The organism is Pyrinomonadaceae bacterium (assembly GCA_036277115.1).
Classification (GTDB): Bacteria; Acidobacteriota; Blastocatellia; order Pyrinomonadales; family Pyrinomonadaceae; genus UBA11740.
Window position 1 is genome coordinate 343,836 of the sequence record DASUNM010000023.1, and the last position, 26,067, is coordinate 369,902.

A 26,067-nucleotide genomic window follows, 5' to 3' on the forward strand; every position below is an offset into this window, starting at 1 on the left:
ACCATCTGCGTCACCAGAGATCAATGCGCGATCGGGAGAATTTGGCAATTAATCCTTCCGCTTACGTGGATGGTACTGACCTCATCAACTCCATCGAACAGATTCCATGAAAAGAATATTCTTACTAGCTTCGCTGCTTCTTGTTTTTGTTTCGGCCCTGCAGGCCCAGACCACGGCTTTCGTCGGCGTCAATGTGATCCCGATGGATCGCGAACGCGTAATCACGAACCAGACAGTCATTGTTCGCAATGGACTCATCTCAGAGATCGGCGACGCGAGAAAAGTAAAAGTTCCGAAAGACGCGGTTCGCGTCGATGCAATCGGGAAGTTCTTAATTCCGGGGCTGGTCGACATGCACACGCACCTGCTTTCGGACAGCGACGAGTATCCCGATTCGATCGCCGAAAACGAACTGCGCGTGATGGTGGCCAACGGAGTGACGACCGTCCGGTTCATGATCGGAACGCCGGAGCTGCTCGCGTTGCGGACGCGCTCAGCCAAACGCGAGATCGATGCGCCAACGATCTTTGTCGCCTCGCCGCATTTGACCGGCCGCGAGCAAGGCAACAACTTTGTCGTCAACACTCCGGAAGAAGGTCGCGAGGCGGTCAGAAAATCGAAAGCCGCCGGTTACGACTTCATCAAGATCACGACGTTCATCAAGGCAGAAGTTTACGAAGCCGCGGTCGATGAAGCTGCCAAGCAGAACATTCGGGTCGTCGGACACGCGGACAGCAGGTTCGTCGGCGTCGAGCGAGCGTGGAAGGCGCGCCAGCAGATCGAACATCTCGACGGCTACATGGAGCTGCTGCTCAAGCCCGATGCGCCGATGAAAGGCTCCGTGTCGGACCTCTACATCTACAATCCTGATAATTGGAAGAGTTTCGACTATATGGACGAAAGCAGGATCGCTGAGATCGCGCGCAAGACGGTCGCGGCGAATCCATTCGTCGATCCAACTCATCATTTCATGAAGAACTCATTTGGACGCGCCCGAAGCGAGGAATCGATCCGCGCCCAGCCGGACTTCAAATTTTATCCGACGAAGGTCCAGCAGCAGTGGCTCGATTTTTACAAGAAGAACCGGATGCTAAACACGGTGCCGATCGAGAAACGCGCGCGCTGGATCGAGCTCCGTGAGAAGTTGATAAAAGCTATTCACGACGCGGGCGGAAAGATCATGACCGGATCCGACACACCCGAGTTTCTATTCCTTTACGGCTTCGGTCTGCATCACGAGCTGCGCGCTTTGAAAGATGCCGGCCTGTCTAACTATGCCGCGCTCGCGGCCGGAACCAGGAACCCGCACGAGTTTTTGGGGACGCTGGCCCGCGTCGGAACTGTGGAGAAAGGCAAGCGAGCCGATCTAATTCTGTTGAATGCCAATCCGCTCGACAATATTGAGGCGACAAAGGATCGTGCTGGCGTAATGCTCAAGGGCAAATGGTATCCACAGGCAGCGCTTAACCGCGAGCTGGATGAAATAGCTCCCAAAATTCAAAATTCGTACATCGAGAAAAAGTGAGATAGTCGCATCTTCACGACCTTACGGTAGTGCCTTAAGTCTGAGCGATGATGTCAGTACAGGGAGCGGTAGCGACCTGGTAAGGGTGGAGTAGGATCGATTTATTGGCAACTGAGACCCGGTCGCTACCACTCCCGGTACTGACTCCGTGACGTGCGTCGCAAATCAATGGCTCTATCCGCCTTACGGAATGGAATTGACTTCATCCGAACAAATCTCCGACAGCCAACGTATATTTTCGCGCGGAGGTAATCAATCATGCGCGATCCAATGCTCGCCGGCATTCTTAGTTTCCTGATTCCAGGGGTGGGACAAATCTATAACGGCCGAATTTTAATCGGCATCATCTGGTTGTTTGTAACCGGTATTTCGTGGATTGGTTCGGCGGGCACGCTTGGCTGGATCGTCCATATCATTTCCGCCTGGTGCGCATACTCGTACGCCAAAGATCATCCGGTGCGAGTGTAGAGCCCGGGTACGCAGGCCTCCGGGCTGCTCAAGAAAGCAGGCGGGACGCCTGCGTTACCACTTACAACTTCAGAAAATTTTCCAGGATAGTTCGACCGTGCGGATGCTCTTCATCGAAGAGTTCGGGATGGAACTGTACGCCGAAGACGGGTCGCGAGGTGTGTTGCATCGCCTGAATGTGTGAAGTTCCGTTCGTGGCCGTTTGCACAAAATCCGGCGGGAGATTCTTCACCTCATCACAATGTGATTCCCAGACAGTAATTATTTCCGGCAGCCCGCCGAAGATTCCATTCGAGGTTTGCAGATCGACTGAACAGTAACCGCGTTCGCGCAGCGCCCCTTCATAGCCTTCACCGGGCCCGATGCGTTCAATCAAATCGACGCGCGCACCGTACGCAAGCGCGATCTGTTGCTGGCCACCGCACACGCCGAGAATCGGTTGCGACGCGTGGTGAATGACGTGAAATACTCCCGCGAGTTCAGACGGTTTGTATTGATCCCAAGGATGACTCTGGCCGCTGAGAAAGATGTGGGAAGGGCCCAAAACTTTAACGTGTTCGGGCGAAATATTTTCGAAGCGCTCAGTAACGATGCGAACTCCCGGTTCAATCCGTTCGAGCGCCGAACGAATCTCACGCGGGCTTGAGCCGACGCCTTCGATTGTGTTGTCAATGATTAGCAGCATAGGAACAGAGGTCAGGGATCAGAGGTCAGACATCAGAAGTCAGACGTCAGAGATCAGATGTCAGTCTGGATCAACCGGATCGGGCAACTCGATCGGTGGCTTCTGAGGCCGGCTCTTTCTGGCCCGCCGCCGGATGCTTGATCTCTGAGGTTTGACGTCTGATGTCTGACTTCTGACCTCTGACGTCTGATCTCTGACTTCTTCCGTCTTCGGTTCCATTCCCAAACAGTGCAGCTTCCCATTGAACGCGCCGATGTAGATGCGTCCGTCGAGAATCGCCGGCGTAGAGTTGATGTTGTCGCCAATCTTTAATTCGGAAATCAGTTCACCGTTCTCCGCATCGACCACGTGCATCCAGCCGGCTTTGTCGCCGAAGATCACGCGGCCTTCGACCACCGGCGACGTACCCCAGATGCTGGCGCGCGCTTTGTATTTCCAGACGAGCTCGCCTTTGTCGGCGGTCAGAGAATAGAGATAGTGATTACCCGCGCCGATGTAGATGCGGTCTTTGTAGTAGATCGGGCTCGCCCAAATCCCGTTTCGTTCGCTGGCGTAACCGACGCGGCCGCCTTCGGTCACGTACTGCCAAACCAACTCGCCCGTGTCCTGTTTGTACGCGCGCACCACTCCGTCTTCAGCGGCCGTGTAAACCAAGCCGTTAACGACTGCCGGCGTGGAATCAGAATCAGCGCCAATCCTCGTCTTCCAAATCGTTCGTCCGTCGGCCGGATCGACGCAGTAGAGGTCGCCCTGCTCAGTGCTGAAGTAAGCGCGGCCGTCCTTCATCGTGATGTTGCCTTCGACCGAGCCGACCGGCACTTTGTAGATGAGAGAACCGTCCGTGAAATTCAAACAATAGAAATTTCGATCTTCAGCGCCGAAGTAAAGCCGATCGCCAACCAGCACGGTCGAGCCATCGATTTCGAAACCAGTCTTGTATTCCCAAATCAGCGTGCCGTCGTTCGCGTTGATGCAATAGATACTGTGATCCAAACCGCTGGCAATAATCTTGTCGCCGAAGATTGCCGGCGTCGCTTTGAAGCTGTCTTTGCCTTTGAACTTCCAGATGACGCTGCCGTCATCTTTGTCGAGGCAGTAAACGTTGCCGTCGGCTGACGGAAAGTAAACGCGATTGTCTTTGATCGAAGGCTGGCCCGGCCATGACGTGCCACCCCAGGGATCTTTGTGCAGGCGGCCGGAGATGAAGCCGGTTTCAACTTCCCAAATGACCGCCAGCTGGCCGTCTTTCCATGGGCCGGTGCCGTAGAAATTTCGCTCGGCGTTGCCGAGCCACATGGGGACGGCACTGGGAGGTTTTGGTTTTTCAACGACGGGATCGGCCTTAACTTCCGGGGCACCTCCGCCGCCGCCGCAGCCCAATAATCCACCGCCACACGCCAGCGCGCAGACGACGATCATCAGTCGAGAGAAATTGAGGGGAAAATTCAGATGTGGCAAGAGAAGGAATCCTCGATAAATCCAGGGAGGCCAGGTTGTCGGCCCGAGCCAGTCGCCATTGTAAACCAGTTCAGGGCGTTTCGTTAATCAGCTTGCCACCGGGCCTTATTTGATTCGCTTCGAGAGGAACGTGGCCTGGCCCTGGACGATTTTCAGTTGAGCGGGCTGCCCTTCACTTTTGGTGAATATGAATTGATAAGGCCTGGTTTTCAGGAAGAATGTCGACTCCGAGTCGGCTAACAGCTCCGTCCTGGAACCGCCGGGTTCGCTGAAGAAAAACTTGCCCCCCTCCCGCGTGAAAGTGAAGATCCGATTGTTCAGCGTCTCGAATTGGTATTGTCCGACATAGGTTTCGAGAATCCCTGGGTCCACAGGGACGGCGGTGCGGGCACTCGCCCGGCGCTGCTCGAGCCATTTCGTCATGGCTGTTTGAGAATTCTTCTCGCAGTCGTATGCATAGTTCTTTGACTGCTTACTCAAGCGTGCGATTTCGCTCGAGAACTTCGCGGTGTTTTGTGTCCAACCGGGGTCAGGCAAGCGGCGTCCCTGCACATCCTCAAATACAAACAGTCTGAGGAAGTTGCACGCGAAGACGTTATCTATAATGTCCTCGGCCCGCTGATATAGGTGATCGATAAGGGCCTCGCTGTTGGCAAGCATAACCAGCGTGACATTTTTCTCCGGCACTTTTAGATAGAACGCAGTAAAGCCAGTGCCCCAGTGTCCGGTATGCCAGGCCAGCTTGATTCCCTGATAGTCCGTAACGTACCAACCCAACCCGTAAGGGAGTCGCTGACCGCTGTTCGAAGTGAAAGCTGTCCAGGCTTTTTCCTGCGTCTCCTTTTTCAAAAACACGTGGCGATCAATCGCGGCATCGTATTTCGCCATATCCAGCACAGTTGATAGATATCCGGCCGCGGCGCCGATAAAACCTCTGGCGGGATAGTCGTCAGGAATTATTTCGCCATTGCCGTAAAATGTGTACGGCTGCGAAAACCTGGTTAAGTTTTTCTGGTAGCGATCGAGGTGATCTTTCCCCAGCGAAGCAACCCATTTATCCGTGTCGACCACAACATTGTGATACGGAACGCTGCTCGACATTCCCAGGGGGTCGAAGAAGGTCTCAACTGTGACATTGAGGAATGGCTTACCAAACTTCTTTTCAATAACTGCCGTCAAATAGTCGTAGCGATTCCCGCTGTATTGGTAGCGTTCTCCAGGCGTTCCATCTGAAGTGTGACTGATAATGTGCTTGATCTTTACTGAATCATCCTTGAAATCGCTTGAGTAACGGGACATCGGCTCATCGAGGCTTAGTTTCCCCTGCTCGACAAGCTGCATGATCAGCGTCGCTGCAAAGGTCTTGGTTATCGAAGCCAGGTGATAAAGCGTGTCGGGCGTCGCAGGGATTTTCTTCTCGACGTCCGCGAACCCAAATCCTTTTGCCCAGAGCACCTTTTGATCTTTGATAATGGCGGCAGACATGCCGGGGACTTTCAGGAGTGTGTTGAGCTCTTCGACCTGTTTCTCAAAACGCTGCACCGGTTCCTTATCCGGGCTGGAAGCATCGCGGTTGTTTTTAATCGGCGGCGTTTGAGACAACGAGCCACCGGCGTTGAGAAGCAGGGCCAATGCAAAGAGAGACCTGGCCAGAATTTTGAAAGTATGGATCACCGATATTGTCCCTTCCCTCTACAAGCGGACTTGGGTCCGGAGGGTTACAGGCAAATCAGTTGACACTTCTGCGGGGGCGCCTTGAAACCTACTTGTGATCCTTCCCTCCTTGATCCAAAACGACCGCGCGGCGTGGCGTCCATGGCGACGGCGTTGCGCTTGCCCCTTGATCTTCCGTACACGGGAAATCCGCACCACCGTCTCTTAGAACGCTACTCCTCCGCGCTTGATGGAGATCGAACCGTTTACGTTGTTCAATCGAATCCGCGGCCCACCTGATCCAATCTGTCCCGAGAGATTCCGGCCGACATATTGGCCTTCCTCAACAGTTAGTCCGAAGTCGTTGCTAATCTGGCCATGCACGGTACTCGCCCTCACGTGCGCACTCGTACCCGATGGCACACTCAAGACAATCGAACCGTTCACCGCATTCAGATTAACGCCCTTGGATTCGGTCAGTCCCGCCGCGCTAACTTCGATGGCGCCATTAACAGATGAAAGGCTTATTTCACCGGACAGATCATTGGCTTTCACCTTTCCGTTGACCAGCGACGCGCGGACTTCGCCATGAACTCCTTCGATATCAAGCGAGCCGTTAACAAGCTCGACACCGTCGATGCGCGCTCCGCGCGGAACGGTCAGCGTGTACTCAACGCTGGCGGGGTTGTTTTCCCGACTCCAATTGCGGCCATCGAAATTCGGATTTCGCTCCGGGTACTTGGTTCTAATACTGATACTGTCGGCGGTGTTGGTGACATCGATAGTAGCTTCGCTGAGCCGTTCACGGTTGTAAGCGCGCTTCACGGCGTCGATTTTCACTTCATTGCGATCCCAGGCGCTGATGCGAACGTCGCCGTTAATATTCGCAATGCTTACGCGGCCCGTCAGAGCCAGCGGATAAGACTGATGAAACTCTTCGGTTAGTTCGTCACCTTTCGGTTTCTGAATCGGCTCAAACTCAGTTAGTTCAGGCGTTACGGCGCTGTACGCTCGCCTCGCGGCCTGGTGGGCCATCGCGGCCGCTGTGATTGATAAAATGGCGATTAATAAAGCTGCCTTTTTCATTTGATCTCCTTCGCGAATTGGGTTCTCGGCTTCTAATCAGTAGAACACCGGCGCCGGACTTTTTGTGGCAAGCGAATTGAAAAGCTTGGTGAGCCGGTCGGCAGTCTATGGCTCGGAAACGCGCCCCTGGACAAGCCCATTCATCAAATCGATCTTGCTTTGGTAAGCAGCCAGCATGGACTGTGCAGCCAGAGGGTCCTTCGGATTTTTCCGTGCACCCTGACGGGCGCTGATAATGGCGTTATCGATCATGGCCAGGTTGTATTCGTACTCAAACTGAAGTGAGGGCCTGAGCGGTGCTTGCGCTTTGATGGCCTCGGTCAGTTGTGAAAAAGCTTTTTGATACTGGTTCTCCTGCCACGCCAATGACATCGCGTCAGGTTCCGAAGTCCGACGACTTCTGGATGGTTTTGGGCGCCGCGGCGCCGGCTTTCTTGACGGTCCACTGGCCACGGCCTCTTGCGGCGGCTCAGGTGTCGTCGTCTGGGGTGTAGGAACAATGACTTCTGTCGGTTTTACTATCTCAACCGACGGCGCTGGTCTTTCTTTCCTCAGGTTAACGGCGAGCAAAATACCGGCGATTAGAATTGCTGCGGCGATTGAAGCGTAGGCTACCGCTCGAAACGACGGCAACAAATTGCGAACGGCATTGACCCACGAACCATTGATCGCCGGCCCGTTCGTGACTGGCAATTCGGAAGCGGCGGCTGACTTGACGCGTTGACGGAGGCGTTCAGTCGGAACTGCTTCAACAAATTCGGCCGCCAGCCCTTGTGAGAGAATCAGGTTCTCAACTTCAAGCGTCCCGGCGGCTTCGCCACAGTGAATACAACCGTGCAGATGTGCCGCGACATCCGCCCCCGCGTTCGCATCCAGCTCGCCATCAAACCATGCCTGGAGCGTCCCTTCGTCAATGCACTTTCTCATCGCTTAACTCCAATCCCGGGGTAGTAGCGCACAAACTCTTTACGCCCCCTCGCAACCAGACTACCTACGTAGTTTTCCTTCAACGATAGTGTCTGGGCTATTTCCCGATAGGAAAGACCCTGGTGCCGCAACAACAAACAGGTGCGCATGGGCTCTTTAATCTTGTCCAGCGCACGGCGTGCAGTTTCCACTTCCTGACGCCGTTCGTAATCAACGTGCAGCATGGCCGGATCCGTATTTTGTTGATAGGTGGTATCGCGGGCCATCGAACGATGTTGACCCCGCAGCGTATTACGCGCTTCGTTCAAGGTGACGCGCAACAACCACGGCCGCAATAACTCGCCATTCGGCTTGGAATCGAAATGTCGATAGAGCTTCAGGAAAACTTCTTGAGTGATCTCCTCGGCCAAAGTAGTGTCACGCACAACGCCGCGGGCGGTCGCGAAGACTGCCCGGTGATGAAGCGTAAAAACCTCATCAAAGCTCAGGCCGGTCTCCTGCGAAGAAGATTCATCCAGAACGGAATCGATTATGGGTCGAACTCCTGCGCGCATCTTTCTTAAATTGAAAACACCACCATAAACCGTTTTGTGGCAAAGATCGTCAAGCAGCAGTAAAAAGGGGCCGGGCTCGTCGAGCTGCTTCGCAGCTTGCTTAGTCTAACGATTGAGTCGAACGAGATTCCTATTTGAGCCTCTTCGAGAGGTAGGTCTTATCGCCTTCAACGATTTTCACTTGCGCGGGCTGCCCTTCAGCTTTCGTGAAGATCAACACATACGGTCGGACTTTCGAGAAGAACAATGACTCCGACTCTCCAAACATTTCGAGCTTGATACCGCTGGGACCAGCGAAGAAGAGCCGGTCGGCTTCTCGCGTAACCGTGTAGATCCGGTTGTCCAGCGTCTCGAACTGGTATTCCCCGACGTAGGTTTCGAGGATCTTTGGGTCCACACGGACCGCGACGCGTCCGCTGGCCTTGCGCTGCGCGAGCCACTTTGTCACGGCCGCTTGAGAATTCTTTTCGCAGCCGTATGCGAGCTTCCATGTGCCGAGAAAGGCGCACGCGAAGACATTATTGATCATGTCATCGACCATCACCTCGCCTATCTTGTATTGGTGGTCAATGAGTGACTCGCTGTTGCCGAGCATGATAATCGAGAGATTTTTCTCCGGCACCTTGAGGTAGAACGCCGAGAACCCGGTTCCCCAGTGCCCGGTATGCCAGACGAGCTTGACTCCGCCGTGATTCATTACGAACCAGCCTAGTCCGTATGGCAGTCGCTTGCCCGCGTTTGAAATAAACGGCGTCCAGGCTTTCTCCTGTGTCTCCTTTTTTAAGAACATGTGGCGGTCGATCGCGATGTCATACTTCGCCATGTCCCGGACGGTCGATAGCAAACTTGCCGCGGAGCCGTTGTAGTGTCTTCCCGGATATGACACGTGAACCATCTCCCCGGCGCCGTAATATGTATAAGGTTGAGCGAACATCTCGAGGTTCTTTTTGTAGCGATCAAGGCGCTTTTTACCCAACGAAGCCATCCACTTGTCCGCATCGACCACCACGTTGTGGTACGGAACGCTATTCATCATCCCAGCGGGATCGAAGAAAGTTTCGACAGCCAGCTGGGTAAACTGCTTGCCAGTCTTCTTCTCAATGACGTTGTCGAGATAGTCAAAATTATTCCCGTCGTACCAGAAATGTTCGCCGGGCGTCGCGACAGCCGTGTGAGTGATAAGGTGTTTTATCTTGACCGATTCGTCCTTGAAGTTGGACGAGTAACGGGAAGCCGGCTCATCGAGACTCAGCTTCCCCTGCTCGACAAGCTGCATGATCAGCGTCGCCCCAAACGTCTTGGTTATCGAAGCGAGGTGATAAAGTGTGTCCGGCGTCGCTGGGATTTTTCTCTCCAGGTCCGCAAACCCGAATCCTTTAGCCCATATAACTTTTTGATCTTTAATGATGACGGCGGACATGCCGGGGACCTTTACGATCGTGCGTAGGTCTTCAACCTGTTTCTCAAAACGGTCAAGGCGTTGCTTGTCCCGCGGCGTTTGTGACAACGAGCCACTTGCGTTGGTCAGCAGCGTCAAGGCAATGAGTATCCTGGCAAGAATTGTGACGGTCTTAACCATTGGCTGTTTCTTTCTGTTCTCACCAGCCCGCGAAGCGGGCGTCAGCATAAAGCCTGGGGCGCAAGCCCCAGGATCGAGATAGCAAATGTCTCAAAGCCCGCCGAGCGGGCGACAGCCCTTAACGAGACCACTCCTGTGTTCAATCTCGCCATGACGACGAAGAATCGTTTTGTGAAAACTGCCAATCATGAACTCTGTCGCCCGCTCCGCGGGCTAGGCCAATCCTTTGCGCTTGATCCCGGGGCTTGCGCCCCGGGCTTTATGCTGACGCGCGCTCCGCGCGCTCTTTGACGTTCTACCATCGTTGTTGAGCTCCCGCATTTTGGGATCACGCTCAATGTGACGGAGTTTTGCTTGGAGAGAGCGGGTGGATATATGTGTTGCGCATCCGTTCGTTTGCCCACCGGGTGATCTTGTCAAAAATGCCGGGTACGTAACGGCTGTATCCCGGCAACTCGCGATGATCGAGACCCGTCTTGGTTTCATAATAATTGTGGTCGGCGTTCGGGACGACCTCGATCGTCACGTCATTTGAGCGGCCGTCACGAAGGGCATCTTCCAACCATGCCCGTGTCTTGGGAACGGATACCACGATGTCGCTAGCCCCATATATCGCTTGCCAAGCGCCCTTGAAGTTCCGGACGGCCGCCGTCACGTCATAAGAGAATGCCTTGCGGAGCCAGGCATAAGTCGTCGAGTCCTTCGCCGGCAATCCGCCGATGAACTGGGTCATCCAATATTCGTTCTCGACCTGCTTTGCCGCGGCCTCCAGCTGCTCCCAATTCCGACCGGTGACGGCATAGTCATCCATCATGTCGCGGATGTTGAGCGCACGTTGGATCTCGGATCGAGGATATCGCTCGGCTTCCATCATCAGAACGAGCTGATCGCGGTTGGCCTCGCGAACGCTCATAGGCGAAGATGAGCGCATCTGGATGAACCGGACGTCGGGCACGCGCATCGCCGCGAAAGACATGATCCAGCCTGCTTGGCTGCTGCCTGTGAGGCCGATTCGATCAGCCCTGATTTCGGCTCTTGTCCTGAGAAACTCGACGCCAGCGGCGACATCGTCCCCCAGAATTTCCAAATTTGCAGTTTTCCAATCACCCTTCGATCGGCCGGTCCCGCGCTTGTCAAAGATGAGCGCGGCAATTCCGGATCTCGCATAGGCTTCTGCAATGAAGCGGATATTACCGTAAAAGCCGTTACGAGTTTGCGCGCTTGACCCGTGGGCGAACACTACCGCGGGGTGCGGCCCCTTTCCGGAGGGCAGTAGCAGCGAACCGGCCAGTTGCGTGCCATCCTTGCTGATGAATCGGATTTCCTCTTCGGAGTGCGTCTCGATTCTGGGCGCATCGATTGTGCGGCCGTCGATCGTTACTCGAACGCGCTGGGCTCGTCCGCTCTGACGCTGGTCCAGGCTGACGCGCAGATATTCCGGTCCGGGGCAATACATACAGGGACCGCCCGTCAATTCGTCGTTCGGTCGATAGAAGAGGGCCCCTGTCCGGCCGGACGGGAGCTCCAAATAATGGAAAGAGTCCGAAAAGACGTTGCGTGACAGCGTCAAGAGCCGGCGCTTGCCAATCCGGTAAGTGCCTTCATAGCGCTCAAGCACCTCCAATGAGGGAATGTCCTTCGGCCGCGTCACGAAATAGGCGGGTCGCCGCTTACCTTTCTCATCGACCACCCAGCCACGAGCACCATGGTCAAATTGCGTAAGCTCGAAGTGAAGACGATCGGCATCGAAGCGTAGCTGGCCGTTGCGGACTGTTAAATTGCGGATCGGCGGCTGGTCCGTTCGATCAAATGGCTGTCCTATTTTGCCCGTATCAAAACCGATGCGCGTGTAGACGAAATTTCCAGGCGTGCCATAGCCGCCTGAGTAGTACGTTGGAGTAGTTGGGACCTCGCTCGGCGTCGGAGTGAGTCTCTTTATGAACTCTGCTTTTTGTTCGCGCTTACCCTTTTGATCGCGCACGAAACCGGCGGCGAGTTGATAAGTTGGATGTTCCCCCTGCCCGGTGACGACTTTGGTCGCTTCGTTCCGCACCTCGGCATTTATATTGACGGCTCCTGCGTTCTGCTGTTTTGCATGGCCGCCCAGAATTAACAGAGCGACAGTGACGCTCACCAGTGATGAAAAAATCGAGCGGCCCTTCATATTCACACTCCTTGCGCGATTAACGTTCGGGGGTAAAGACTACCACCTCAGTTGGTAATCGGGTTCGAATAAACTTTCACACACTGCCACCGCCCGTCTCGCTTAACCCAAACATCGATGAACAAATACCTGCTCTCGTAAGGCTGTCCGCGATTCTTTCCTTTCGTGACACCAGTGGCTGTCACCACCGCGGCGTCCCCATAAACCTGCACTTGCACGTTCTCACTCACAGCGGATTCCACATAGGTGTCAGTCGTTTTTGCTTTGATGAAATCCAGGTAAGCGGCCCGGCGCACGCCGCCCACAAATGTGAACTCAACAGCCAACAATCGATCAAGCGTGGTCGCGTCGCCTTTCACAGTGGCTTCATCCCAGGCGCGTACCAATTCGCGCAGTTTCGCGATCTCTGCGGGGTCTCCGAGATCCCTTTGATCTTTTGAAGTGTCGCGCTGGTGCACCTTGCCACCTTTAACGACGTACTCGATGCGGGTGGTGTTGCGAATGTCGATGGTCGGATCGGCGCTGAGGATAACGAGGTCAGCAATCTTCCCGGTCGCAACTGTTCCAACTGAATCAGCAATTCCCAGGACCTGGGCGCCATTGCGAGTGGCCGTGGTGATCGCTTCGAGCGGCGTGAGGCCTACTTTGTTCACCAACAGTTCCATCTCGCTGTGTAGATTGGGAAAGTCGCGCGTCGCCGGGCTTTCGAAGACGTCGGTTCCAGCGACGATTGGGATTTTCCGAATGTGGGCTCGAAGGGTGAACAGGTAAGTCCACTCGAGCATTTGTTTTGGATCGCGAAAGATGTCGCCCGGCTTGCCATTAGCGAGTCGAGCGGTCACTACGAGAGTCGGATCGAGATAAGTTCCCTTCTGGAGCATCAAGGCGAGGAGATCGCTGATCTCCTTCCGCTCTATCCCCGTCGAGTAATCAAGCATGGGGTAACTGCCGATATATCGCTCAGGCACTTTGGCCATCGTTTCCGGAATCACCAGGTTGCTGTGAGAGATCACATCGACGTCGGCGCGGACGGCATCGCTTGGCTTGCCCGGATAAATCGACGCGTGGCTCCAGACTTTTAATCCTTGCCGGTGGGCTTCCGTGGTGATCTTCGCCACAGTCTCTGGAGATAGATCAGTGTAGATCTTAATTCCCGTCGCTCCCGTCGCCTTCGCTTCGCTAACGGCCTTAGCGATATCTGTTTCCGGTTTAATCGCCCTGATCCAGGGAGCCTCGCCGCGCGTGTGTCCGCGCGAGGCTTGCTCGACGCGACGGTCGACGGAGAGGAACGCAGGACCGGCCATCAGAGCCGAATAATAAATACGGGGAGATTGAACATTTGCGTCAGCCGCAATCTTCGCCAACTCCGCCAACGCCACCGCGTCGCCGGCCATGTCGCGCACGGCTGTGATGCCACCGATAAATACAAAACGTCGCAGCGCCTCTTCTACTTCCTTGCTCCGTAGTCCGGGTGTGAGGTGATAGTGCGAATCGATCAGGCCCGGCATTACGAAATGGCCTTTGAGATTCATGGTGGTGGCGCCGCGCGGCAACGGTTTCGTGCCCGTGGGAAAGATATCCGCGATTCGCTCGCCGGAAATTACGATCGTCCTTTCAGGTAAGGGTGGACCGCCGTTCCCATCAATCACGGTTACATTCGTGAGAGCGAGCATGGATTTCTCCTGGCCCGCGGTTTGATGAGCTACCGAGGTCACCAGCAACATAAAGACGATGAAAACCCGAATGGCTAAAAGAGGCATGAGAGACACTCCGCTTGTTCAGTCCAGGAGAGACATTTCGCAGTCTGCACAAGAAGTGCGTGCCTGTCTTGAACTATCCTAACGTCCTGGAACGGAATTAGTGCGCGGTAAGTGCCGAACGGTATTCGGAAGGGGTCATGCCGACAAAGCGTTTGAAGGTGCGGCAAAAATGACTTTGGTCTGAGAATCCGGCCCCAGCCGCGATCGCCGCCAGCGGTTCTTCGGGATTGTGTAGTTGATGACAAGCGCGCTCAATGCGCAACTGGCGGACGTACTCGCCAATGGTGCACCGTTTGAATCGGCGGAACTCACGGGCGAGATGAACCGGATGCACACCGGCACTCGTCGCCACTTCAGATATGGTTAGCCGTTCGGCGAATCTCTCTCGCAGCAGCTCAACCGCGCGCTCGAGCCACTGGGGAGCCTGCTTGTCGCGTAAGCTTTCCCGGTTACGCGAGACTTCCGCGAGCAGCTCAAGTGTCAAACCTTCAATCGCGAGCGGTGAAGCGTTATCGATTTGCCGGAACTCCCGGTAAATCTTCATCATCAACCCGGCCAGCGAACCGCCATGGCAGTGAATTGAGTTCTCGATTTTGAGGGAGTAATCCTGCGCACGCTCCAGCCACTTCCGATCAACGTCGATGCTGAAAGCGCGCGTGTCGGTTAAAGAAAAGTCCAACGTGTGGCATTGGTAAGAAGGAAGGTATTGCACACTCAAAGCCTCGTAATGCCGAACCCGGCCGGCAAATAATTCGCGGCAGGCGCCCTTCAAAGCGATACAAAAAACGGCGTATTCATGTGAGTGGTTTGGCACTTTGGTGTTCGCGAAATAGATGCCATCGGTGAGACGGAGGCCGGATACACCTCGCTCACTTAACAGGCGCCCACCGGAAAAACTCTTTTGTAAGGTCTCCATATCACCGTCCCAGCCATTCGCCGTTGTAGATCACTTCAGCGCGTCCGGTCAGCACGACCTCGCCGTCATCGCGCCATTCGATGGGTAAGATGCCGCCGGGCGCGTGCACGTCTACTGCGCGATCAGTTTTATCGTTAATGACTGACGCGACCATGGCCGCACACGAGCACGTGCCGGAACTTTCGGTTTCGCCGACACCGCGTTCCCAGATGCGCTCTTCGATATTCGCGCGGTCACGCACTCGAACAAATATCACGTTGGTCCGTTCCGGAAATTGCGGATGATTCTCGATCAGCGGTCCCAACCCGCGCCAATCAATCTCGTCAAAGCGATCGACGAAGACGCAGCAGTTCGGATTGCCCATTTGCAGCGCCGTCACGTTCAGCTTTTGGTTACCGGCTGTGAGGGGATAATCAATCACCTTCTCCAACGGAGCGTCCGTCGTCATGGGAATTGAAGCTGAATCGAACTTCGGTTGCCCGAGTTCCGAGCGAAAGGTAAAGGCTCCCCCGGAGTGTTCGAGCAAGTAATACCGCTTGATTCCATTCCGCGTTTGCAGACGCAACTCTTCAGCCGACCAGAGCTTGTGATGGTGCAGGTAGGCCGCAGCGCAGCGCGTGCCGTTGCCGGACATGCCGGCTTCGCTGCCGTCGGGATTGAAGATGCGAACATTGAAATCGGATTTCGCATCGGACGAACGCGCCACGACGGCAATCCCATCGCCGCCGGCGCCGTAATGGCGATCACAGATCCGATGCGCAAAGCTGCCCAGGTCAGTGACGTCCGCCAACTGATCAGCTTCGAAAACTAAATAGTCGTTGCCGAAACCGTGGAATTTTGTGAAACGAGGCATGTTTGGAGTGCGCCGGCAGAGCGAAGCGGCGACGGCGCTTTTGATATCCTATTCGTGAACAATCCAGCGGCGTCGCGCTACGCTTGCCGCCGCACTCCAAATTAAGGAGGCGATGCGCCAAAGGCCTTGCGAAACTTCTGCGTCAGCATCGGTTCAATCCCGAGCAGACGTACGTAAACGGTCAGTTGCCCGCGATGATACATCTCGTGCGCGATCGCGAATGACAAGAAACCCAGCTTCGTCATCTCCTTCCCGTCAAAACGCTTCATCGTGTTCTTCATTTCATCCGCGTGCTCGCGCAAACACTTTTCACAATCGTCCATCGTGGTCTGCATCATTTGGATAATTGCTTCTTTGTCGTTCACGGTCCGCACGTCGGGCGCGTAGTCCTTGATGTTCTCTGCGAACGATTTGCGCAAAAGGTTAGTGTCAGGGCGGCAGGCTTCACCGACCAGAAACTTCTGCGACTCGACCAGATGCTGAAGCAGCTCAGCGACCGATCGCATGCCTTCGGCGGCGCGGAACGAAAACTGGTCTGCGGGGATTTGAGAAACTTCGTCGATCAAGCCGGCGCGAACTTCACGCCAACTGCCGATGATTGGATCAACTGACATAGGGGATCTCCTTTTCAGCGGCACAGACTTCAGTCTGCGGTTTCGCCGCTGAAATTCACAGGCTAAAGTCTGTGCCACTTCCTACTGTGTTTTGCCGTCAAACGACGCCAGCAGCACCGCGATCGCGTCGATTGAATCGCGTCGCAATGCCGATGCATCCGCGTAGTTGTTCAGCATCATCGAGAACACGAGGCGCTCGCCGGCGGCCGTCGTGACATAGCCTCCCAACGACGCGACTGAACTGAGAGTGCCGGTCTTAGCGCGCACGTTTTTCTCGGCGGGTGTTCCCTTCATGCGATTGCGCAGCGTGCCATCCACGCCGGCGATCGGCAGCGCATCGCGAAACTGCGCAAAGTACCGGTGCTTCGTCATGAATGTCAGCAACTGGACCGTCGCATCCGCCATGATCAAGTCGCTGCGCGACAGGCCCGAACCATCGTCGAGATTCAACTGGCTCTCGTTGACGCCGGCTTGCTTTAGAAAATCACGCACCGCCGCCAGTCCCGCATCCTCATCAGTTTGACCGGCACGACGAGTCTCGTCCGCCGGCGGCGCACTCTTTCGCATCTTCCCGAGGGTGCGCAGAATCAATTCAGTGTAGAGATTCTGGCTTGGCTTCAAGGTGTGCGCGGCAATGTCGTTGAAAGGCGCCGAGGGCAAGCTGGCGATTTCGACAGGGGCCGGTAGCGCGGGCGTCGTCGCACTGGTTGTCTGCGGAACCATACTGCCACCCGACCGCGCATTCACGGTTCGCAGACGCCCATCGATCTTCACGCCCCGCTTGATTAGCGCATCGCGCAGCATCGCGACGAATGCGAGCGCCGGATCAGGTATCGCTACACCCCCGGTGTATCCATCATCACCAACCGGCAGCGTGCCGGAAATCTCAAGCACATTCGCGCCCACCCCGCGATGAATCCGTAAATCGCTGCGCGTTCCTTTCGCAGAGGTCGTCGCACGATTAACGATCGTCATGAATGATGTAGCCGGCGGGCCACTGGTGATCGACACCGGCGCGCCGGCTTTACTACCCGGCCGCACGGTCAAGTCGATTGCGTTGTCGTTCACAGTGAGGGCGCTGACTGGCGCGCCATACGACCATTGCAAATCCTGCCAGGTCCAGCCGCTGCCGAAGCTGTCACCGTCGAAGTGACTTTCGTCGCCAACCAGGTCGCCTTTAATTCGCTTCACGCCCGCCGCGACGATTCGATCGGCCAGGACGTTGATACCTTTGAAGTAATCTCCATCATTGAATCGGGCGGCGATGGAAGGATCCCCACGGCCGTAGATGATTAAATCCCCTTTGACCTTTCCTTCGTCGTCCAGTTTCTCCTTCGCGTACACCGACGTGATGAAGCGATATTCCGGCGTCAACCTATCGAAGGCGGTGGCGACCGTGTAAATCTTCATGTTCGACGCCGGCCGCACGAGCTTTCTGGAATCCTGCTCAAAAATCACCGCGCCCGTGTCGAGCGAAACAATCTTCACGGCGAAAAAGCCTGCCTCAAGCGCCGGCTGTCGCACAATCTGCTCAATTCGCGTTCGTAATTCAGTGAGCGTTTGCGCCGAGCTAATCTCGACCGGAACTCCGCTTGCCGTAACGGTGCTTGTGGTGCGCGGACGCTGCGACTCCTGAGCAATTGTCAGGCGCGACGACGGTGCGACCAGCAGAAGCGCGATAAGAAGGAATGCTGTACGTCGGAATATCATGATCCAATTGAGTCCAAAACTTCGTCCATGGTTGCCGTCGCGGTGCCAAGTTTCCCCACGACGATTCCGGCAGCGTAGTTTGCGAGCAGCGCCGCTTCAATTAACGAAGCGCCGCCCGCCAGCGCCGCCGCCAGAGTCGCGATGACCGTATCGCCTGCGCCGGTGACGTCGTAGACTTCGCGCGCCGTCGTTTCGACATTAACGGGTTCATTATCTTTCTCAAAAAGAACCATGCCTCGGTCACCACGCGTAATCAGCACGGCGTCACAAGCCAGACGTTCGCGAATTTTGTGCGCGGCAGTTTGCAGCGCCCCATCAGAATCTTCTTCAGTATTCGTGAGTCGCAACGCCTCGTGATGATTTGGCGTGACCAGCGTCGCCGGGCGGTAAAAATCAAAATTGCGAATCTTTGGATCGACCAGCACCGGCATTTTTTCGTAAGCCGCGGGCAACACCTCACGCAGAACGCGCGGCGTCAGCACCCCTTTATCGTAATCAGACACAACCAGCGCGTGGGCGTTCGCCAAGGCCGCGTGCGCCGCGCTGATAATTCGCGTTTCAGTATCCGGATCTACTGGCGTTCGGTTCTCGCGGTCCGCACGCACCACCATCTGATGATGCGCGATGATGCGCGTCTTGATCGTCGTCGGACGCCCATCGGCAGAAACCAGAAACTCATCGCGGTGCAGATTGCTCTTCTCTTTTACTGACAGTCGAATGCGATCGCCGGCGTAGTCTCTGCCGATGACGCCAATCACACACGCGCCGGCGCCGAGCGCCAGCAGGTTTGCCAGCACATTTGCCGCGCCACCGAGATGCGTTGACTCGCGCTTGACGTCCACCACCGGCACCGGCGCCTCGGGAGAAATGCGCGAAACGTCGCCCCAGACGAACTCGTCGAGCATGACGTCGCCGATCACGACCACGTTTCGCCCGCGCATCTGCTGCGCGATTTCCTGCGCGCGTTGTTTAGGTAATGAACTCACTGTTTCTAAACCTGACTGGCATTCTGTTTTAACTTTGCGATCCTTTGCGCCAATGCGTCTTTGCGTGAACTGCCTCTGTGGAAAGCGGTCGTTTCACGCGAAGGCGCCAAGCCGCAAAGATACGCAAAGCAAGACACTACCTAAACCTGCCTGATGACCCGATCGATCGCCGAGATGACCCGATCCACCGGCACGCGGAGAATGCATTCGGGCTTTTCAAATTCGCCGCAGAAATAGCCGGGACACGGTTGACAGGGAAGCTCTTCAAAGACAATTTCGTTCGGCTTCGTCGTCCAGGGCCGCCAATGATTTCGGTTTGAAGAGCCGAAAATAACGACACAGGGCGCGCCCGCCGCTGCCGCGATGTGCGCGATCCCGCTGTCGTTGCCGATGAAGAGTTGCGCCCGCGACGCGAGCGCGGTGACCTCCGGTAACGAAAGATCGTGCAGCGAGATGGGCGACGAGGTTTGCGACTGAAGCGCATCCGCCACGCCTTTTTCATGCGGCGCCACGACGACAATCGGACGCAGATTACGTTTGTTCAGGTCTTCCGCGACGCGCGCAAAGTTTTCCGTTGCCCACTGCTTGGTAGCAAACGCGGCGGTCGGATGAATCAAGGCGAAGGGCTCTCCCCGATCAAATCCATCGAAGCCCGCGGAGCGAAGTTTCTCTGCCGCGGATCTTGTGGCGGACTCGGTCACACCCAAACGTGTCGGCGGCCGATCCGTCACCGGCACGCCGGTCCAACCAATCAACGCCAATTGTTGCTCAACCGAATGCAGCGTGGGCCTTTGCCAGATTTGCAGAGGCGAGGGCGCGACGTGATTGTGCAAACGTGCGTATTGATAGTTTTCGAAACCGACGCGATGCTTTGCGCCGGTGGCGCGCGTCAGAAAAGTTGCGGTCGTGCCACCGTGCAGGTTGTAAACGACATCGTAGTGCGCGGCGCGCAACTCGCGGGCGATTCGTGCGCGGGCCGATGTGCTCTCTTTCGGAATCGTGATCACCCGATCGATCACGTCCAGACCGTCAAAGACCGGCGCCACCCAATCTTCCAGCAACACGTCGATTTGCACATGCGGTACGAATCGTCGCAGGGCGAACAATGCAGGGGTGGTGAGCACTGAGTCGCCGATGGATCTGAGGCGAATCACCAGGACGCGTTTTACTTCCGACCAGTCCCAGCGAGCGGCCGCGAGCGGCTGAGGTTCCGAGGTCTCCTGATCGGCGAAAGCCAGGTGACGAACGCTCGGTGAAGCTTCAATTATTTCCCGCAGGCTGTTCATCGTGTGACGGGTACGCACGCCTCAGGCGTGCTCATGAGTCGTTCGCGGGAAAGCACGCTGGAAGCGTGCGTACCGATCATTCATCCTCGATGGTCGCTTCGTCGATCAGCATCACCGGAATGTCGTCGCGAATCGGATAGACGCGCCGGCACGAGACACACTTCAATCCGGTGCCGTCGGGCCTCAACTCGACCTTTGCATGACACGCCGGACAAACCAGAATTTCGAGCAACTGTTCGCTGATTGCCATACTCAAAATCTCAGAAGTCTTGTTCGCATAAGAAGGCAGCAAGCTTAGCAGTATTGCCCGAATAGTTGTAGCGGCTGTAGTACAATGCGACTCGACGTTCGCCATGGCGATGATTAACGAAAAATTTGGCTCGCGAGTGACCAGCGCCTGGAACGATTTGCGCCCGCAAACCCGCACCTTGCTTGAGCGTGCGTGGCAATCGACGCCGGCCGCGCCGGCCGAACAGTTCCGCGCCTACGACCCGCGCGCCGACCGCGAGCTAAGCAAACTCCTGGCGGCGCTTGATGACCGCACTCAGCGCAAGGACGCCGGGGCCGAAGACGATTCCGCACAAGAGGCGCGGCGGCTGGCGGATACATGCGTGCAGATGCTGACCCACCAGACGCAGTCTGCGGAAGTTTTCGGGCAGCTGATTCAACGGGCGCACGAGCGGCAGCAGTTTGCGCGGCTGGATGAGCTTGCGAATGGAATGGCGGTGCGACTCGCTCCCAGCGAGTTGTGCGACATGGCGCGCTCGCAAAACGTCGTAGTACGCGCGCTGGCCAATGAAGTGTTGACGCAGGCGCCACCGTCACTGCTGCGGGCGCTGCTTCACGATCCGATCGATGCGGACGTGGCGCGCTCAGTGCTTGAGCGGCAGGCGCACGAGTTCGGCTTGGAAGAAGCGAAACGAACTTTGCGCGAAATCGACGAGTTTGGCGGTTAGCACGTCCGTAAAGCGTCAACGCACACTTCCACCCACACCTTTCGATTCAAACTTAATTCTGCGAACTAAATTTTATTCAGGCTGGCCTTTGCAGTTCGGCCCAAACAGAGCGGGGATCTTCTGACTAATCACCGGATACTTCGGCGCTTCGTCAATGTTGATTTGCAACCACTCGGAATAATTTTCCGGAAGACTGGTGTCGGCGTAGATGGCTTCGACGGGACACTCGGGAACGCACGCGTCGCAATCAATGCACGTGTCGGCGTTGATATAAAGACGATCTGTTAATTCGTGAAATGCTTCGACCGGACAAACCGCAGCGCAATCGGTGTACTTGCAATCAACACACGGTTCAACAACAACGTACGTCATTCAGGGATGACTCCTTTCAACAAGTGCAATTGTTTATGATCTATCGCGATGAATGTCAACTGAAAATTTATTTTGAGTTGTGTCAGTACCGCGAGCGGTAGCGACCGGATCGTGCGAGCAACTCCTTAAGAGCGCGCATAAAACTTTAAAGTCGTTATTCGATCCGGTCGCTACCGCTCTCGGTACTGACACGTTTTATTTCGGCACATAGGTAAACCAAAAATAGATCGCCTGCGCCACGCCGATCCAAAAGCCGATGATGGCGCCGAACATTTCGATCGTCTTCAGATGATGCCTGGCTACCATCAGCACTAACTCTTCCAACTTATCGATCGGGTAGTCGGAAACCTTCTTGCGCACTACTCCCCCAACGTCGAATTCGGCGATCGCCGCCGGCAAACGTTCGCGTGCGGCCGCCGTAATTTTTCCGGTGAGCGCCACGCTCGCTTTCTCGATAGCTCCTTCGGGCATGTGATCGGCGAGCCGGCCAATCGGCGAAACCAAGAACCGTTCAATCTGCGAGCTTAGAATTCCATTAATTGTCCGCGCCGTGTCGTCCCGCGCCAGCACGGTCAGCAAGCTGCCGGTCAAGAACTTCTTCACCCGGGGCGCTGATTCCGGATTCAGCCTCTCGAGCAGTTCACGCAGGGTTTGGGGCCGCAAACGCGCGACTGCGTCCGTCAGGTACGTCGAAACCGATCGCGCCAGTTCCGGACTGCGGGCCATGGCCACAAATCTGGCGCCTGCTTCACGGCGAATAGTCTCAAATCGCTCAGAAGAAACCTGGCCAACCAATTCGCTCAAAGGCCGGGTCATGAAATTATCGACCGTCGTGTTTATGAAGACTGTGGCTTCGCTCGCGAACGCCGGCCCGCGCAGATATTCATCAACGCGTCGCGGCATGGTCGCGTGAACCAGGTCGTCAACTTCCTGGTAGATGCGCTCGCGCGAGATGAAAATCTTTTTCAGGAAGGAAAGGTCGCGGTAGTAATCATCGACTTCACGTTTAATCAGTCCGCCGATCTGATTGCGCGTGGTCGGACTGGTGACAATCTCAGCCAGCTGATCCGCAATCGGCCCGACCTGTTGCGTAATGCGATCTTTGATCAGGGCCACAGTTTCCGGCGTGAACATCTCGGCCAAAGACGCATGCGTGCCGGCGAGATCGCCGAGTCGTTCGCTCACGAACGAACTGACATTTGCTTCGAACCGTTCGTCGTTGACGAGATCGGTAAAGCGTCCCTCGGCAAACCCGAGGACTTGCGTGAACGTCTCTTCGCTGACGGTTTCGTTCAGCCGCCGCTCGAGCAGGCTATCAACCTGACGATCGACAAAGCTCTCGATCGCTTCAGCCGTTTGGTCACTCTTCAAGACCGATGCGATGTGTTCCGCGAGCCGGTATTGCAACGCCGCAATCGTATCGAGCACCGGCGCGCGCGCGCCCGTAGGCAACGCTTCGATCAGCGACGGATAGGCGGTTGACAGCAGTTCGGTCGTATACGAATTAACAAAGCCTTCGACCTTACGTTCGAAGAATCCCGTTTCGAACAGCGCCTGGAAGACTGTTTCCTGCGAAACGAGTTCGTTGCCGACCGCGTTCCCGATTGATTGGGCCAGCCGCTCGCGATGACGCGGAATCATTCCCTGCGGCCAAATCGTGATGCCGAGAAGTTTCACCGGCTTATACGGGTGAAACAGCATCCAGATTGCGAGCCACGCCGCGCCGTAACCATGCACCGTCGCAATTACGATGATGGCGATGCTGATTAGAATTTTGAAGGTAGTTGGATCGATGGTAGTGCTCCAAACGGCGGTTTCGAATAGCCGCTTCCCTGGTTCAATTAGATTTCTTTTTGGGTACCTCTATGGCTGGTGGGTATAGAAAGTAACCTGGCCGTGAAATAGCAATATGCTTCTTGTCTGGCGCGTCAATAACCTTCACTTCGATCTTGCGGAATTTGTCCTGACCACCGGTGTTGTTGGGCTCGAAGCCAATTAAGTATTGGCCCCGCAGGTCCTTAGTCGTCTCATTCAAAGCCTCCGCCAGCTCGCTGGGCTTGGTGGGGAAGAAGACGCGCCCCCCGCTTTCACCTGCAATCTTTTTCAGTAATTTCTCCGCTTTTTCTTTCTGACCCGGTCTCATGTAGCTTGCGCGATCCAGGTGCACGGTAATTCCAATGAGAAACAACTGTACGTCAGTACTACGTAAAAGCTTAACCAGCTGCTCAACTTTGTAGTAACTAGCTCGCTCCTCACCGTCAGAGAACATGACGACTGCGCGCCGAAGCGACGTGTCACCCGCCTTGTATTCGGCTGCCGTCTGAACTGCCACATACATCGCGTCAACCACGGCGGTCTGGCCCTGTTCAACGTAGAGACCGTCTAAGCCACGAAAGAGTTTGCTCTTATCAGACGTAAAGTCTTCGACCTTCTCGATCTTGCCGCTACTAATGAACCTCATCAGCATGGTCTCGTCCAGGTCGCGGTTCTGATTGACGAGCATTTTGCTTGCTTCAATCACAGGTTCCAGCAGGTCCTTGAATGACCCGGACGTGTCAATGGCGACGACATACTTGACGGGCCTGCTGTCCTTTTCAAAAAGGGTCAAAGTCTGGGGTACTTTGTCCTCGAGAAGTTGCAGATCCTCCTTCTTGATGTCACCAACCGAATGATTGGATTGATCAGTCACGATCAGGCTCATTTTGACAGTGCGCGCCGCCGGCGGATTTGGGGATGGCGCTGTTGACCCTTGCGCCAACGCGGCCGCGGGCAACGCCGAAACAAGTCCAACCAAAATTATGTGGCGAAGGAGATTTGTGAAAAACATCGTGTGGCTTCTGTAGTCTCTTGCACACGGAACTATGTTCTGTGTTTGCGATTCTGAGCTCAGGATCCATTACGCGCAAGAAACTTCTTCGCGGCCTGCAGTTCAGGGCGGCGGCCATCGCCGCGTTCGCCAAGCGCGGTTAATTTCGCATAGAACATTGAGGCCTTGTTTCGGTCTCCGACGTTTTCGGCCGCCTTCGCCGCTCCAAACAGTCCATTGAACCGATTGGGCAAAACTCGCAACGAAGCTTCGAACTCTTTGAGAGCCTGTTGCGGATCGCGCAGTTCCAGCAGCATCTCTCCCAACAACTCACGCGCCGGGACGATCGAGCCAGGCGTCACCGGATGCTTCTCCGTCGTATCTTCCAAATCCGCGGCAGCGCGCATCAGCTTTAAAGCTTCGTCACGTTTTCCCTCTGCGTGGGCGAGCCAGGCTGCCGCGCCGAGACGCTGAATCTCAACTTGCGTAGCCCAGTAATCGTCTTTCGCTTCCGCGAGTGATTTTTGCATGGCCGCCAGTCGTTCTACAGCCGCTCGCGCGGCTGCCGGATCGCCACTTCTGGATGCTCCCAGGCTGCGGGCGAAATAGACATGAGCTTCCGCGTACGCAAACTTGTTCCAGGGGAAACTCGCCACCGGCACTTTTAACGCGGCAGCTTCAGCCCACTGGCGTCGTTCAAGGGTGTAACGTGCAGGTATTGCTCCCAGCGCATAAGCTACCTGAAAAATGTGAGCGTCAATGCCGTTCATCGCATAAACCGCATCGTTCAATTCCTTCGCCTTGCCATCCTGCGCCGTTTGCAAATAGGCATAAGCAAGGTAATCGATAGCGTGAATTTCGTCTTTCGCGGAAGCATGTTTCCGGCCGGCCGCTGCCGAAGCGAGATTTGATTCGATCGATTCCGGCCACAGCCCGAGCCGGATGAAAATATGAGACGGCATGTGCAACGCATGCGGCGAATCAGGGGCAATCTTTGAGTAATTTCGCGCCGCCGCCAGCGCCAGATCGGCGAGCGCGGGATAATCGAAACTATGAATGATGTAATGCGCCACCCCGGGGTGTTCAGGCTGAGCGGCGAGTACCTTGTTAAGGATGCCGGCCGCTTTTTTCTGATTGGCGAATGTCTTGTCGGTCGGCAAAGCAGTTCCCAGCAGCGCGAGAGCATAAAAGACCGCCGCTTCCTGATCCTGTGGATAGCGAACGACGATCTGCTCCATCGCTTTCTCGTACGCGAGGGCCCTGGTTCTGTGATCGACCTTGTCCGCGTCTCGATAGAACGATGCGATCGCGGCGACGTAATCCCGCTCTCTCTGAGTCGGAGCCACGGTTGCGTTCGCCTTTTGCATCGCCGCGGCGGCCCTCTGCAGTTCAACTGTAAGCGGCGGCGCCCAAAGCGGATGGTACAAACTCATCGCCACGCCCCAGTAGCCCATGGCGCACTTCGGATCGGTTTGAGCTACGTCATTAAATGCCTTTTCGGCTTCGTCGTACCAAAAAGAGTGCAGCAGCGCCACGGCGCGATTGAACTTCTGCTGCGCCGGTTTGGTGCACGACGTGGCAAAGTTAACCCGTCCGAGTTTTTCGTTGAGTTCGTGCTTGTGTGGATGCGTTTCCTGCGCGAAGCCCGAAACGCTACCGATAAACAACGCGAGAGTTGTGGGAATTACTAATCTAATGAGTCTCATAAA

General features: G+C 55.7%; 23 protein-coding genes. 3 read left to right on the plus strand and 20 right to left on the minus strand.

Annotated features, from left to right (window positions below):
• Positions 1 to 106 precede the first annotated feature (106 nt).
• Both VFX97_08430 and VFX97_08435 read left to right on the plus strand, forming a co-directional pair.
• Positions 107 to 1,525, plus strand: coding sequence for an amidohydrolase family protein (locus VFX97_08430; protein HEX5703207.1), 1,419 nt, complete (start codon positions 107 to 109; stop codon positions 1,523 to 1,525).
• Between the two features lie 258 nt (positions 1,526 to 1,783).
• The gene (locus VFX97_08435; GenBank protein ID HEX5703208.1) at positions 1,784 to 1,993 is read left to right on the plus strand and encodes a hypothetical protein; all 210 of its coding nucleotides are present in this window, start codon (positions 1,784 to 1,786) and stop codon (positions 1,991 to 1,993) included.
• Between the two features lie 61 nt (positions 1,994 to 2,054).
• Here VFX97_08435 and VFX97_08440 read toward each other — a convergent pair whose 3' ends face one another.
• From VFX97_08440 to VFX97_08515, 16 genes are all read right to left on the minus strand, one after another.
• On the minus strand, positions 2,055 to 2,678 hold the full coding sequence (locus VFX97_08440) for a gamma-glutamyl-gamma-aminobutyrate hydrolase family protein (protein HEX5703209.1): 624 nt from the start codon (positions 2,676 to 2,678) through the stop codon (positions 2,055 to 2,057).
• Positions 2,679 to 2,738: 60 nt separating this feature from the next.
• Positions 2,739 to 4,097 (minus strand): PQQ-binding-like beta-propeller repeat protein, encoded by a 1,359-nt coding sequence (locus VFX97_08445; GenBank protein ID HEX5703210.1) that lies wholly within the window; start codon positions 4,095 to 4,097, stop codon positions 2,739 to 2,741.
• A gap of 144 nt (positions 4,098 to 4,241) precedes the next feature.
• Positions 4,242 to 5,768: a serine hydrolase domain-containing protein gene (locus tag VFX97_08450; GenBank protein ID HEX5703211.1), complete on the minus strand. Its 1,527-nt coding sequence runs from the start codon at positions 5,766 to 5,768 to the stop codon at positions 4,242 to 4,244.
• 246 nt (positions 5,769 to 6,014) lie between these two features.
• A complete protein-coding gene (locus VFX97_08455; GenBank protein HEX5703212.1) occupies positions 6,015 to 6,875 on the minus strand; it encodes a DUF4097 family beta strand repeat-containing protein in 861 nt (286 codons plus the stop codon).
• A 105-nt stretch (positions 6,876 to 6,980) separates the two neighbouring features.
• On the minus strand, positions 6,981 to 7,802 hold the full coding sequence (locus VFX97_08460) for a hypothetical protein (GenBank protein HEX5703213.1): 822 nt from the start codon (positions 7,800 to 7,802) through the stop codon (positions 6,981 to 6,983).
• On the minus strand, positions 7,799 to 8,356 hold the full coding sequence (locus VFX97_08465) for a sigma-70 family RNA polymerase sigma factor (protein HEX5703214.1): 558 nt from the start codon (positions 8,354 to 8,356) through the stop codon (positions 7,799 to 7,801). The genes VFX97_08460 and VFX97_08465 overlap by 4 nt, the downstream gene beginning before the upstream one ends.
• A 130-nt stretch (positions 8,357 to 8,486) precedes the next feature.
• On the minus strand, positions 8,487 to 9,935 hold the full coding sequence (locus tag VFX97_08470) for a serine hydrolase domain-containing protein (GenBank protein ID HEX5703215.1): 1,449 nt from the start codon (positions 9,933 to 9,935) through the stop codon (positions 8,487 to 8,489).
• Positions 9,936 to 10,269: 334 nt separating this feature from the next.
• Positions 10,270 to 12,099 carry an alpha/beta fold hydrolase gene (locus VFX97_08475; GenBank protein HEX5703216.1) on the minus strand — a complete coding sequence of 610 codons (1,830 nt, stop codon included), beginning with the start codon at positions 12,097 to 12,099 and terminating at the stop codon, positions 10,270 to 10,272.
• A 47-nt stretch (positions 12,100 to 12,146) separates the two neighbouring features.
• On the minus strand, positions 12,147 to 13,859 hold the full coding sequence (locus tag VFX97_08480; GenBank protein ID HEX5703217.1) for an amidohydrolase family protein: 1,713 nt from the start codon (positions 13,857 to 13,859) through the stop codon (positions 12,147 to 12,149).
• 97 nt (positions 13,860 to 13,956) lie between these two features.
• Positions 13,957 to 14,775 carry an AraC family transcriptional regulator gene (locus VFX97_08485; GenBank protein ID HEX5703218.1) on the minus strand — a complete coding sequence of 273 codons (819 nt, stop codon included), beginning with the start codon at positions 14,773 to 14,775 and terminating at the stop codon, positions 13,957 to 13,959.
• 1 nt (position 14,776) lies between these two features.
• Positions 14,777 to 15,628: a diaminopimelate epimerase gene (dapF, locus tag VFX97_08490; GenBank protein HEX5703219.1), complete on the minus strand. Its 852-nt coding sequence runs from the start codon at positions 15,626 to 15,628 to the stop codon at positions 14,777 to 14,779.
• 101 nt (positions 15,629 to 15,729) lie between these two features.
• Positions 15,730 to 16,242 (minus strand): DinB family protein, encoded by a 513-nt coding sequence (locus tag VFX97_08495; protein ID HEX5703220.1) that lies wholly within the window; start codon positions 16,240 to 16,242, stop codon positions 15,730 to 15,732.
• An 81-nt stretch (positions 16,243 to 16,323) separates the two neighbouring features.
• Positions 16,324 to 17,952: a D-alanyl-D-alanine carboxypeptidase/D-alanyl-D-alanine-endopeptidase gene (dacB, locus tag VFX97_08500; GenBank protein ID HEX5703221.1), complete on the minus strand. Its 1,629-nt coding sequence runs from the start codon at positions 17,950 to 17,952 to the stop codon at positions 16,324 to 16,326.
• Positions 17,949 to 18,938 (minus strand): D-glycero-beta-D-manno-heptose-7-phosphate kinase, encoded by a 990-nt coding sequence (gene rfaE1, locus VFX97_08505; GenBank protein ID HEX5703222.1) that lies wholly within the window; start codon positions 18,936 to 18,938, stop codon positions 17,949 to 17,951. The genes dacB and rfaE1 overlap by 4 nt, the downstream gene beginning before the upstream one ends.
• A 140-nt stretch (positions 18,939 to 19,078) precedes the next feature.
• Positions 19,079 to 20,242 carry a glycosyltransferase family 9 protein gene (locus VFX97_08510; protein HEX5703223.1) on the minus strand — a complete coding sequence of 388 codons (1,164 nt, stop codon included), beginning with the start codon at positions 20,240 to 20,242 and terminating at the stop codon, positions 19,079 to 19,081.
• 58 nt (positions 20,243 to 20,300) lie between these two features.
• Positions 20,301 to 20,474: a Trm112 family protein gene (locus VFX97_08515; GenBank protein HEX5703224.1), complete on the minus strand. Its 174-nt coding sequence runs from the start codon at positions 20,472 to 20,474 to the stop codon at positions 20,301 to 20,303.
• Between the two features lie 109 nt (positions 20,475 to 20,583).
• On the opposite strand from VFX97_08515, the gene VFX97_08520 reads away from it, so the two are divergent.
• Positions 20,584 to 21,180, plus strand: coding sequence for a hypothetical protein (locus VFX97_08520; GenBank protein HEX5703225.1), 597 nt, complete (start codon positions 20,584 to 20,586; stop codon positions 21,178 to 21,180).
• A gap of 72 nt (positions 21,181 to 21,252) precedes the next feature.
• On the opposite strand, the gene VFX97_08525 is transcribed toward VFX97_08520, so the two are convergent.
• The 4 genes from VFX97_08525 to VFX97_08540 form a co-directional block, all read right to left on the minus strand.
• Positions 21,253 to 21,552, minus strand: a complete 300-nt coding sequence (locus VFX97_08525) for a 4Fe-4S binding protein (GenBank protein ID HEX5703226.1) — start codon at positions 21,550 to 21,552, stop codon at positions 21,253 to 21,255.
• A gap of 195 nt (positions 21,553 to 21,747) precedes the next feature.
• Complete coding sequence (locus tag VFX97_08530) at positions 21,748 to 23,289, minus strand: DUF445 family protein (protein ID HEX5703227.1); 1,542 nt, start codon at positions 23,287 to 23,289, stop codon at positions 21,748 to 21,750.
• Positions 23,290 to 23,389: 100 nt separating this feature from the next.
• Entirely contained in the window at positions 23,390 to 24,379 is a 990-nt protein-coding gene (locus VFX97_08535; GenBank protein HEX5703228.1) for a VWA domain-containing protein, read from the minus strand.
• A gap of 59 nt (positions 24,380 to 24,438) precedes the next feature.
• A complete protein-coding gene (locus VFX97_08540) occupies positions 24,439 to 26,064 on the minus strand; it encodes a hypothetical protein (protein HEX5703229.1) in 1,626 nt (541 codons plus the stop codon).
• Positions 26,065 to 26,067 lie beyond the last annotated feature (3 nt).